At 51.6% G+C, this 12,329-nt stretch carries 8 protein-coding genes; 2 read left to right on the forward strand and 6 right to left on the reverse strand.

Annotation, left to right across the window (positions count from 1 at the left end; all coding sequences use genetic code 11):
- Positions 1 to 23 precede the first annotated feature (23 nt).
- Entirely contained in the window at positions 24 to 3,239 is a 3,216-nt protein-coding gene (locus HP552_RS17490) for an efflux RND transporter permease subunit (protein ID WP_175396693.1), read from the forward strand.
- A 407-nt stretch (positions 3,240 to 3,646) separates the two neighbouring features.
- A complete protein-coding gene (locus HP552_RS17495) occupies positions 3,647 to 5,326 on the forward strand; it encodes a PucR family transcriptional regulator (RefSeq protein ID WP_175396694.1) in 1,680 nt (559 codons plus the stop codon).
- 12 nt (positions 5,327 to 5,338) lie between these two features.
- Here HP552_RS17495 and HP552_RS17500 read toward each other — a convergent pair whose 3' ends face one another.
- The 6 genes from HP552_RS17500 to HP552_RS17525 all read right to left on the reverse strand — a co-directional run bounded on the left by HP552_RS17500 (position 5,339) and on the right by HP552_RS17525 (position 12,271).
- Complete coding sequence (locus tag HP552_RS17500; protein ID WP_175396695.1) at positions 5,339 to 5,566, reverse strand: hypothetical protein; 228 nt, start codon at positions 5,564 to 5,566, stop codon at positions 5,339 to 5,341.
- Between the two features lie 5 nt (positions 5,567 to 5,571).
- Positions 5,572 to 7,011: a dihydropyrimidinase gene (gene hydA, locus HP552_RS17505; protein ID WP_175396696.1), complete on the reverse strand. Its 1,440-nt coding sequence runs from the start codon at positions 7,009 to 7,011 to the stop codon at positions 5,572 to 5,574.
- Positions 7,008 to 8,303, reverse strand: a complete 1,296-nt coding sequence (gene preA / locus HP552_RS17510; RefSeq protein ID WP_175396697.1) for an NAD-dependent dihydropyrimidine dehydrogenase subunit PreA — start codon at positions 8,301 to 8,303, stop codon at positions 7,008 to 7,010. Before preA ends, hydA begins: the two co-directional genes overlap by 4 nt.
- A gap of 293 nt (positions 8,304 to 8,596) precedes the next feature.
- Positions 8,597 to 9,907 carry an NAD(P)-dependent oxidoreductase gene (locus HP552_RS17515; RefSeq protein ID WP_175397060.1) on the reverse strand — a complete coding sequence of 437 codons (1,311 nt, stop codon included), beginning with the start codon at positions 9,905 to 9,907 and terminating at the stop codon, positions 8,597 to 8,599.
- Positions 9,908 to 10,028: 121 nt separating this feature from the next.
- A complete protein-coding gene (locus HP552_RS17520; RefSeq protein WP_175396698.1) occupies positions 10,029 to 10,910 on the reverse strand; it encodes a nitrilase-related carbon-nitrogen hydrolase in 882 nt (293 codons plus the stop codon).
- 80 nt (positions 10,911 to 10,990) lie between these two features.
- Positions 10,991 to 12,271 carry a M20 family metallo-hydrolase gene (locus tag HP552_RS17525; RefSeq protein ID WP_175396699.1) on the reverse strand — a complete coding sequence of 427 codons (1,281 nt, stop codon included), beginning with the start codon at positions 12,269 to 12,271 and terminating at the stop codon, positions 10,991 to 10,993.
- Positions 12,272 to 12,329 lie beyond the last annotated feature (58 nt).

The following is a 12,329-nucleotide window of genomic DNA, read 5'->3' on the forward strand; positions in this document are numbered from 1 at the left end:
CTGAGAGGAGAAGAAACTGTCGTATGAAAGGAATTATTAATTTCTCACTGAACAACAAGTTTGCGATCTGGATTCTGACCATTATCGTTTCCTTCGCTGGTTTGTACAGCGGACTAACGATGAAGCAGGAGACCATTCCGAACATCAATGTGCCATTTCTGAGTGTCACGGCGATTGATCCCGGAGCTGCCCCAGAAGGTATTGTCGAAGATGTCACCAAACCGTTGGAACAAACCCTTCGTAATGTTGAGGGAATTAAGACCCTAACATCCACATCCATGGAGAACGCTGCTTCCATCACACTTGAATTTGATTATGGAACTGATCTGGACAATGCAACCGCAGCTGTTCGCGAGGCACTGAACGAAGTGCAGCTCCCGGACGGTGTACAGAAACCGACCATTTCCAAGTTCAGCATCAACTCGTTCCCGGTTGTCTCTCTGAGCTTGTCCGATAAGGACGGCGGAGATCTGGAGCAATTGACCAGACTCGTTGAATCCGACATTCAACCTGCACTCGAAGATATCGACGGTGTAGCCCAAGTACAGGTTTCCGGTCAATATGTCAAGGAAGTACAACTGAAGTTTGACCAGGAGAAAATGAATGAACTGGGCCTCACTGAAGATACAGTAAATGGTATCGTTCAAGGTTCTTCTGTCCGCGTACCACTGGGACTGTTCGAACTGGACGAAGCACAGAAAGCTGTTGTGGTTGACGGAAACATCATCGATCTGGATGATCTGAAAAACCTCGCCATTCCTGTGGTACCAAGCGGTGCTGGCGCAGCAGCTGCAGATCCATCTGCTCAAGCCGGCGGTGCTGCTGGTCAAGCCACAGCTCCGGATGCCGCACAGGGTTCCAATCCAGCTGCCGGACAATCGGCTGGTGGAAATGCAAGTGCAGGTAGTGCTTCTCGCGCCGCCAGTGCGACAGGAATTCCTACGGTAAAATTAAGCGAGATCGCGAAGATTGAAGTGATTGGTCAGGCCGAATCCATTTCACGGACAGACGGCATGGAATCCATCGGTATTTCCGTTGTGAAATCGAATGATGCCAACACGGTTGATGTGGTTAACGCAGTCAAGGAGAAAGCGGAAGAATTGCAGACGCAATTCAAAAACGCGCAGCTGACTGTATTGCTCGACCAAGGTAAACCGATTCAGGATTCCGTGAATACGATGCTCGGCAAAGCCATTTTCGGTGCTCTATTTGCCATCCTGATCATCCTGCTGTTCCTGCGTAACATTCGTTCAACCATTATTTCCATTATCTCTATCCCGCTCTCCTTGCTTATGGCAATGACTGCGCTCCTTCTCATGGACATCACATTGAACATGATGACGCTGGGTGCCATGACGGTGGCGATTGGCCGGGTAGTCGATGACTCCATCGTCGTTATCGAGAATATCTATCGCAGATTGACCCTTAAGGGAGAGAAACTGAAAGGCCGTGAATTGATCCGGGAAGCTACTCGGGAAATGTTCATTCCGATCCTCTCTTCCACAATTGTAACCATTGCCGTATTCTTGCCACTCGCACTCGTAAGCGGTATGGTGGGCGAGCTCTTCCTGCCATTTGCATTAACCATGGTATTTGCATTGCTGGCATCCCTGATTGTGGCGATTACCATTGTGCCAATGCTGGCTCATACCCTGTTCCGCAAAGGCTTGAAGAATAAGCAGAATCACGAGGAAAAACCGGGGAAGATGGCCGAAGGCTACAAACGCCTTTTGAACTGGACTTTATCACATAAAATCATTACGGTCGGTATCGCTGTGATATTGCTGGTCGGCAGTTTGTTCCTGTACCCGTTCATCGGTGCAAGCTTCTTGCCAGAGCAGCAGGACAAATACGTGACCATCACATACAGTCCGGAAACCGGAGCTTTGCGTGAAGATGTTGAAAAAGAAGCACTTGTCGCTGAAAAGTGGTTGCTTGAACAGCCTGGTCTGGAGAAAATGCAGTATTCCATCGGCGGCAGCAATCCACTGAGCAGCATGGGTGGCGGAAGCTCCAACTCGGCTCTCTTCTATATTGAATATAACGAAGATACAAAAGATTTCACTCAAGTGAAAGAACAGCTTGTAGAAGGTTTGAGGAAGGAAGTTACTGTAGGTACCTGGACTGAGCTGGATATGTCCGGCGGTCTGGGAGGCAGCAGCCTCAGCATCTCCATCTATGGCGACAACGTAGACCAGATCAAACCGGTTACGGATGAAGTGTTCAAACTGGTTGAAGCGGATACGGAATCGTTCGAAAAAGCGGACACCACTCTCTCTGACACCTATGGGCAATATACCCTCGTTGCGGATCAGGAGAAGCTTAGCTCGCTGGGTCTGACTGCAGGCCAACTGGCTATGGCACTGAGCCCTGCACAGGAACGCTCTGTGCTGACGGAAGTGGACATTGATAACAAAACCTATAAAGTGTACGTCGAGACAGACCAAAAAACATTTGACAGCATCGCTGATATTGAAAATGAAAAAGTGACTTCTCCGCTCGGTATCCAAGTACCGATCAAAGATGTCGCTAAAGTCGAAGAAGGTACATCTCCGAACTCGATTATGCGTATTGATGGCAAAGTTGTTGCTCAGGTGTCAGCCAACATTTTGGCTTCCGATGTGCAAAAAGCTTCGCAAAACTTGCAGGATAACATCGACAAGCTGGATCTGCCTGATGGTGTGGAAGTGAAGTTTGGCGGTACAACCGAACAAATCAATGACACCTTCACCCAACTGGGTCTCGCCATGCTGGCAGCCATCGCCATTGTATACTTTGTACTGGTCGTTACATTTGGCGGCGGACTGGCGCCATTTGCTATCCTGTTCTCCCTGCCGTTTACCGTTATTGGTATTATGGTAGGCCTGTTCCTGGCTGGCGGTACCATTGACGTCTCTGCCATGATGGGTGGACTCATGCTGATCGGGATCGTGGTCACCAATGCGATCGTCCTGATCGACCGTGTCATTCACATGGAGAAAGACGGTATGTCTACTCGGGAAGCCCTGCTTGAAGCTGGTGCAACACGTCTGCGTCCAATCCTGATGACCGCACTTGCAACGATTGGTGCCTTGCTGCCACTCGTTACAGGACTGGAAGAGAGCGCGGGAATCATCTCGAAAGGTCTGGGTATTACCGTTATCGGCGGTCTGATCAGCTCCACGCTGCTCACCCTGGTGATTGTGCCAATCGTGTATGAATTCCTGATGAAGTTCAAGAAGAAAAGAATTGAAGATTAATCTGCTTGTTTGAGCATCGATTCGAAAGAATGAAATAAACATGCTATTATAATCTGCCTCCTGTTTCTCATTGAAATGACTGTTCATTTCAATGAAAGACCAGGAGGTTTTTTTATGGGTGGAAACGGAATACCACCCATACATGTTAGGTAAAACAACACCAATCAGGACTTCAACTATGCCAGATTACAAAATGAAGATCCTGTTTTGTAAAATAAAACAAATGAGCGAGAGTTTTCACTTCATGTTCTGTAAATGGACTTATAATATAGCTTAATTATGTATGTCAGCGGACTTCAAACTGCTTACCCTGCTCGTACATCACAACATAACAAACGCTCTTCAGAAACCCGCATCATAAGGCGGGATTGCAAACGGCATGCAATTCGAGGGAGGACGGTGGTTGTATGGGGGAAACGACGCTTCAACTTCAGATGAGAGATATGCTAAAACGGCCTGTATTTCGCAAGGCAGAGGTACTTGCCAGTGAACGGGCACTGGAGCGATATGTCCGCTGGGTCCATATCATGGAGGTACCTGACGTGGGCGATCTTTTAAACGGAGGAGAACTCGTGCTGACCACCGGCATTGGCTGGCAGGATAATGAGCAGCAAGGGTTGTCTTTCCTGCGCCAGTTAATCGCCCGCGGTGCTGCAGGACTCTGTATTGAGCTGGGGACACACACCAAGTCGCAACTCGGAGCAATGAAAGAAATTGCAGCAGCGGATGATTTTCCGCTCATCTGGTTCCATGAACAAGTCCGCTATATTGATATTACGCAAGACCTGCACTTCGCCCTGATTCGCAGTCATCAGCGAATGCTCGCCGAGCTCGACAATCTTACTACCTCGTTCAACCAACTACTTCTAAATGGAGACGGCGTGCAGCCGCTGCTTCGATTGTTATCCCGCACAACCGGTTACCCTGTGGCGTTATATCCACTTGAAGGGGAAGCCAGCGCTGTCCCTTATTGTCCCCCAGAGCTGTTGGAGAACCGCAGAGTGGCGTGGTTAACTCAGCGCAGCCACTCATCCCAGACAGACCAAATGGATCAAAAGAATCGTTCAGGGCAACCAATGAACGCCCTTACCCTCCCTATTCAGGCGCTGGAGTATACATTTGCCGATCTTGTACTCTTCCTGGAGAAGCTTCCCGATCACGAACTTGAGTTACAGCATCACAAGCCTTCCGATGAATTTGTCATTCAGGCAGTGGAGCGCTGTGCAGCCGCCATAGCACAGGATTGGATGCGGACCAAATACATGGAAGAAAAGCGTCGTTACAAGGAAGACATGTGGGTGATTGACTGGCTGAATGGACATCACACGGCCAAAGAAATTCAGGAATATCTTATCAGCCGAGGCCCCCTGCTTGCTTCCAGCAAAGGTACCGTTGTTTTGTTTGACAGCAATCCGAATTATACCGACAGCCTCAAACTTCAGAAATTGCTCATACAGCGCAACATTGTCGCACGCTCTGTATTTTCCCGGGAAGGGTTTACCCTGTTCAGCACGGTATTGAACCATCAGATTATCCTGATCATTCTCGATCCCCAGCCCGTTCCTCAGCGCAAAAGCAGTCTCTGGCGCTGCATAGAGCAGCTGCAGCAGCATGAAACAGACCAGACCCACCGTCTGTTCTCCTGCCTACTGGGCATTGGTCACAGCTGTACCGATTTGTCACGTCTCAAGGACAGCCTGGATGCAGCCAAAGAAACACTTCGCATTCAGAAAGATACCGGACCCATGCAGCAGCCGTTTTACAGCAACCTCCACGGTTATCGCATCATTGCAGGGATGAAGCAGAGCGGCAGCTTGGAGGACTTTATCGAAGAATATCTCGGTCCCGTCATTCGGCATGATGCAGAAAAAGGCGGACAGCTGCTGCGAACACTCAAACAGTATTTTGTGCTTTGCTGCTCCAAGCAGGAGACTGCCACCGCCTTATTTATTGTCAGACAGACCCTCTATCATCGGTTGGACAAAATTGAAGCTTTGCTCGGAGAAGACTATGTCCTCCCCGAGAAACGCGTCGCCATTGAACTCGCCATCTATGCTTATGAATACGTCCATGGTCCAATTGCATAACTTGCTTAAAGGCTACGCCCCTCGCTGTTCACGAAGCTGCCGGATCAGAAAGTGGACGAACCACTTTCGTCCGGACGCCGTACCAACATGCTGCTCCTTCATTTCACCTGGTTGATCGGGATGCTCCCAGACTACACTGGCACCTTCCAGATGTTCCTGAACCGAATAGATCCGATAACCTAGCGTAACCATTCGTTCGATCGCCATTTTCTCCGCTTCAAAAGCTTCATTCTCCAGCATCAGTCTCACCCTCCCGTCGATGTCGTGACCGTTTGCCGCACAGGCATGGGTGCACCCGCATCATATTTGGCACGCTTCACATATTGACCCGCTCCGGCCGCTCCGGCAAACTGTCGATCCTTAATGACATAGTCCCCCCGGCACAGTACGGTGATAGGACAGCCCTGCACCTGCATGCCTTCGAAGGCACTATAGTCCACATTCATATGATGTGTACTGGCCGATATCTCCCGGGCAACAGAAGGATCGAAAATAACGATATCCGCGTCAGTACCGACAGCAAGTGTCCCCTTCTGCGGAAACAGACCAAACAGTTTGCTCGCCCGGGTAGAACACAGATCCACCCACTGATTCAATGAAATACGGCCCCTGGCAACTCCCTCCGAATACAGGATACTAAGCCGATCTTCAATGACAGGCCCGCCATTCGGGATTTTGCTAAAATCATTCTTTCCCAGATCCTTCTGCCCCTTGAAATTGAATGAGCAGTGATCCGAGCCAATGGTCTGCAATTGGCCGCTCTTCAGTGCATTCCACAACACATCCTGATGTGAGGCTTCCCGAAGCGGCGGGGACCAGACGTACTTCGCACCTTCGAAATCAGGCTGATCCATAATGGATTGATCCAGCGTAAGATACTGAGGGCACGTCTCGCCCCAGATCCGGTATCCCATGTCACGCATGCGCGCAATCTGCTCCACCGCCTCGGCACAAGTGACGTGCACGACATACAGCTGTGAATCCGCAAGTGCAGCCAGACGCGCGGCACGTCCTGTCGCCTCTCCCTCCAGAATGGAAGGACGCGTAAGTGCATGATGAATGGGCGCGGTCCGCCCATCGGCGAGTGCCTGACGCACAAGCAGATCAATGACATCTCCATTCTCGGCATGCACCATGACCAAAGCACCGTACTCCTTGGCTTTTTGTAACGTCTGAAAGAGGATGCCATCATCCGCCTGGAACTGGTTTTTATAGGCCATGAACACCTTGAAGGAAGACACCCCTTCCTCCTCAATGACCTGCGGCAGCTCCTCCAGTACCTGATCATTCATCTCCCCGATCATCAGATGAAACCCATAGTCGATGGCAGCTTTCCCCTCGGCCTTCCCATGCCACTCCTTGAGGGAATCGATGAGCGGTTTGCCTTTTTGCGTCAGACAGAAATCAAGGATTGTCGTTGTCCCGCCAAAGGCAGCAGCAGCGGTTCCCGAGGCAAAATCATCCGCGGTAACGGTACCACCAAACGGCATATCCAGATGTGTATGCGGATCAATCCCGCCAGGAATGACATAACAGCCGGAAGCATCCACAATCTCCGTTCGGTCATCCGCCACCACGCCCATGCCAATCTGCGTGATCTTTCCGTTTTCGATGAGTATATCTGCTTCAAATGTATCCGATGCCGTGACCAACACGCCATTCCGAATCAGTTTGCGTCCACTCATGATATCGCCTCCTTGGTTGATTGATCTCTGGCCGATTGCAGCAAGGCAATCGCAGACTGACGTTCGTTCCAGGTTAATGGGGTCTGTTCATGTGCAATCTCCACCATTTCAATTGCCCCGTCTACCGGACAAACAATGGAGCACAGATTACATCCCACACAATCTTCCTCTACCACTTCCAGGTAGGAACCGGAAGGATCGGTCAACATATCAATACATTGATGCGATGTGTCTTCACAAGCGATATGGCACTTGTTGCAGTTAATGCAGACATCCCGGTTGATGCGGGCGACCACTTTATAATTGAGATCCAGATTGCCCCAGTCCGAGTACCTCGGCACTGTCTGACCCACAAGTTCCGCTACACTGCTCAGGCCCTTCTCATCCAGATAATCGTTCAACCCGTCAATCATGTCCTCCACAATGCGAAAACCATGATGCATCGCTGCCGTGCATACCTGAACCCCTGTCGCACCCATGAGCAGGAACTCTGCCGTATCCCGCCAATCGGATATGCCTCCAATTCCTGAGATTGGCACCCCTACTTCCGGATGTCGTGCACACTCGGCCACCATGTTCAGGGCAATCGGCTTCACGGCAGGTCCGCAATAACCGCCATGGGCACCTTTGCCGCCTACATGGGGCACGGTATTCCATGAATCCAGATCCACACCCGCCAGGGAATTGATGGTATTGATCAGGGAGATGGCATCTGCACCACCACGCACAGCTGCCCGAGCGGTCGCCGTAATATCCGTGATATTCGGCGTGAGCTTCACAATCACGGGTGTGGTCGCTACTTCCTTCACCCACATCGTTTGCAGCTCAACCAGGTCCGGCTGCTGACCGGAAGCTGCTCCCATGCCACGCTCAGCCATGCCGTGAGGACACCCGAAGTTTAGCTCCAGACCATCCACGCCGATCGCTTCCACCTTTTTGACAATCTCATGCCACTTCTCCCGTTTGGGTTCCACCATCAGCGAAGCAATGACTGCACGATCCGGAAAACGTTTCTTGGTTTCAGCGATTTCCCGCAGATTAACCTCCAACGGGCGATCGGAGATCAATTCAATATTGTTAAATCCCGCTACCCGCTGCCCGCCAAAATGTACCGCAGCAAACCGGGAAGAAGTATTGATGATCGGTTCACCCAGCGTCTTCCACACCGCTCCGCCCCAGCCTGCCTCGAAGGCACGCTGTACCTGATATCCCGTATTGGTCGGTGGCGCGGATGCCAGCCAGAATGGATTAGGTGATCGAATACCTGCCAGATTTATCGATAAGTCAGCCATAACGATCCCTCCTTGGTGTTGTTTGCACATCTGGTTCTACACCTATGACTTCGTGGTCCGAACAACCTTTTGATCTGTCTGTAATTTAACGAACTGAGCACACTCTATTAGACGTAATACTACAAGTATGGCGTTGTAACGAATCCACTACGTTTTATTTTCGCGTGCCATCAGTACTCGCTCCAATATCTACCGGTATAGCGTCACTGATGTTCGTTAGCCTCTCCCTTTCATGCTGACCTTTAAAATAAGGTGCTGGCAGTTCGTTAGCGTTCGAAACAAACGAGCTAACCTCAAGCTGACTCTTCCACCTGTCCAGGCAGCGCCTTCATCAGTGCGGCTGCGGCCAGTTTGCCCTGCTGTGCTGCCGAGACAACCATGGCTTCGCCCTGACCCTGGCCGAAGATCACATCGCCCGCCGCATAGACCTGTGGATGCGAGGTGCGATAGGTCTGCGGTTCCACTTCAACAACGCCCCAGTGATGACGCAGGCCGAAGGCTTCAATGAGTGGCAGCAGCCGGTTCTGTCCAATCGCCCGGACAACGGTGTCACAGTCAATCATGAACTCTGTCCCTGCCTGGGGTACGGGTACTGCACGCCCACCTCCTGGCGGGGTAACCAGCTCCATTTTCACACACTCCACAGCCCGGACTCGCCCATTCTCATCACCAATGATGCGCTGTGGCATCGTAAACCAGCGGAATTCCACACCTTCCTGTTTCGCAAACGTATACTCAAACGCATATGCCGTCATCTGGCTCTCCCCGCGCCGATAGAGCATCTGCACGCGCTCTGCTCCCAGGCGAACCGAGCAGGTAGCCGCATCCACTGCCGTGTTGCCTGCACCGATGACAGCTACGTTCAGACCGTTGAGCGCAGGCGGGACGCCCTGCTTCGTGGATTCCACCAGTTCAATCGCATCGTATACCCCTTCCAGCGTCTCTCCTTCGATTCCCAGCATCGGAACAGAACCCATCCCACAGGCCAGAATGACAGCTTCATGCTGCTCCAACAATTGGGAAGGGGCCATATCCATGCCTATACGTACACCGTAACGAATGTTCACCCCCAATGCTTCGACCTGCTCCACTTCCCACAAGGCTACCGCTTCCGGCAAACGGAAAGATACAATTCCGTACGTATTCAATCCCCCGCCTTTGGGTTTGGCTTCATAGATCGTCACGTCATAACCTACACGACCGAGCTCTCTGGCTGCGGACAATCCGGCAGGACCGGCCCCTACAACAGCGATGGATCTCCCATTGGAGGCAGCTGCCTGAAATAGCGGCTCATTTTTCGCACGTGCCCAGTCTGTAGCATATCGCTGCAAATCACCGATGCGAATGGGCTTCGACGATTCATTCAGCACACAGGCGCCTTCACACAATTCCTCGGTTGGACAGACCCGTGCACAGCTTGCACCCACCGGATTGGCATCCATAATGGTTCGAGCCGAACCTTTAAGGTGACCTGTCGAGATTTTACGGATAAATGAAGGGATGTTAATGTCTGTGGGACACGCCTTGATACACGGTGCATCGTAACAGTACAGGCAGCGGTTTGATTCCTCCCTCGCTTCCTTGCCTGACATAGCGGGTTTCATCTCGGCAAAACGGCTCTCCCATCCATAATCGGATAACGTTGCTCCCGGACTGTTTATCACGACCACGCACCTCCTAAGGATTAATCTGGGTTGATCTTCTAACAGAACCTTTCAATCGCCTTTACAGGTTAACCAGATGTTCATACGTCTCGGGTCGCCGATCCCGGTAAAATTGCCACACATTGCGTACTTCACGGATCATTTCCGTATCCATCTCCCCAATGACAACCTCATCCTGATCCCTGCTGCCCATGGCAACCATTCGTCCACGCGGGTCCACCAGATACGACTGACCATAAAATTCACCCATGTTCCATGGGGCTTCCACACCTACCCGGTTAATGGCAGCGACATAATAGCCGTTGGCGACCGCATGAGCAGGCTGCTCCAATTTCCACAGATATTCCGATGTACCGGCCACTGTAGCTGACGGATTGAAGACAATTTCGGCCCCTGCGAGCCCCAGCAGACGAGCTCCTTCCGGGAAATGCCGATCATAACAGATGTACACGCCAACCTTGGCGTACGCTGTATCAAATACCGGGTATCCCAGATTCCCGGGCCTGAAATAATATTTTTCCCAAAACCCATTCGTGCCCTCGCCGGCTTCCACATGCGGGATATGATGTTTACGGTATTTCCCGAGGTAGGAGCCATCGGCATCAATCACGGCAGCCGTATTGTAATACGATGCAATACCTTCCACCTCGTACACAGGCAAAATGATAACCACGCCCAGTTCCTTCGCAAGCACCTGAAAACGTCTGGTCGTCGGTCCTTCCGGTACGAGTTCGGCAGATGCATACCATTTCGGATTTTGCTCCGTACAAAAGTACGGCCCATAGAAAACTTCCTGCAATCCGATAATCTGAGCGCCCCGGGCAGCGGCTTCACGGACCAGGCTGATGTGCTTTTCAATGGCAGCCTCTTTGTGGTTTTCAACCGGGGCTGATCCTTCCACTGCATGTGAAGCCTGAATCAGGCCAATACTGACTTTTCCCATACGTTAAATGCCCTCCTTCTGCCATGATTGATTGGTATAAAATAAACCCACCCAACGTTTTGAGTCCCTTAAAATGTTGATCAGTCGCTCGATTCAATGTCAGCAGGCAGCCGGCTGCACATTTGCCGAATCGTACGGTAGAGCACCTCTGTTCCCAGTGCAATGTCCTCTGGCGAGGAATACTCACTCGGATGGTGGCTGATCCCATCCTTGCTGCGGACAAAGATCATGCCATACTCACACACATGGGACAGCGCCAGCGCATCATGGAACGGGCCGCTCATCAGCTCCGGCAGGGGCAGCCCCATCTCCTCTGCAGACGAACGAATGGCCGCCTGGATCCTTTCCGCACAATATCGCGGTTCACTGTTGGTATCTTCGGTCAGGGAATAGGTCAGGCCATGCTGACTGCATATTTCATCGAGCACATTCATCAGCCTGGCTTCGAGTTGATTCCGGCGTTCCATCTCCATATCGCGCAGATCCACGGTGAAGCTGACTTCTTCGGGGATAATGTTGCGTGAGTCCGGGAATACCCTCAGACTGCCTACGGTACCAACCGTAGGGGCATCCGGATCTGCTCTTACCATGTCGTCAAATGCCGCAATGACCCTGGCACTGCCTGCAAGCGCATCATGCCGCATGGCCATCGGTACAGAACCGGCATGCCCTGCCATGCCCTTGATCGTAACCGTGAGCCATAACGGACCAGAAATGCCTGTTACCAGGCCCACCGGGGCATCTAATGATTCCAACACAGGGCCCTGTTCAATATGCAGCTCCAGATAGCTGCCAATCGAGCCTGTCGCATAGACACCCTCAGCAAACTTCTCTACGGAGCAACCGAAGGCTTGCAGGGCCTCACAGCGGGTCACCCCATTTTTGTCCTGCCGCTCCAGTTCTCCCTCTTCCAGCTGTCCAGTCATTCCACGCGAGCCAAACAACCCTTTATTGAAGCGGGAACCCTCTTCATCGCAAAAGGCAATGACCTCAATTGGCATAGAGGGCTGAATGCCATTCTCCATCAGACACTGTACAACTTCCAGCGCGCCCAGAACACCGATCGCTCCATCGTATCGGCCGCCGTAAGGCTGTGAATCAATATGCGAGCCAATCATGAGAATAGGCAGTGTCGGATCTGTCCCTTCAAGGCGGCCGATCAGATTCCCGAACGGATCGATCCGGGTTGCCAGTCCGGCTTCTTCCATCCAGAGTCGTACCTGAATAATGCCATCCATGTCTTCGGGCGTGAGGGCAAGCCGGCATACGCCCGTCTCTCCAATTCGTCCGATACGGGACAATTGTTCAATTCGTTCATTCAATCGAAGCTGGTTAATGCCTTTTCCGGTTGTGATCTGCATCTTCCCTCGCCTCCATGCGAATTATTGCCAAACGGTCTAATTATTCCTGCGATTCAGG

This window comes from Paenibacillus xylanilyticus, from assembly GCF_013359935.1.
Lineage (GTDB): Bacteria > Bacillota > Bacilli > Paenibacillales > Paenibacillaceae > Paenibacillus > Paenibacillus xylanilyticus.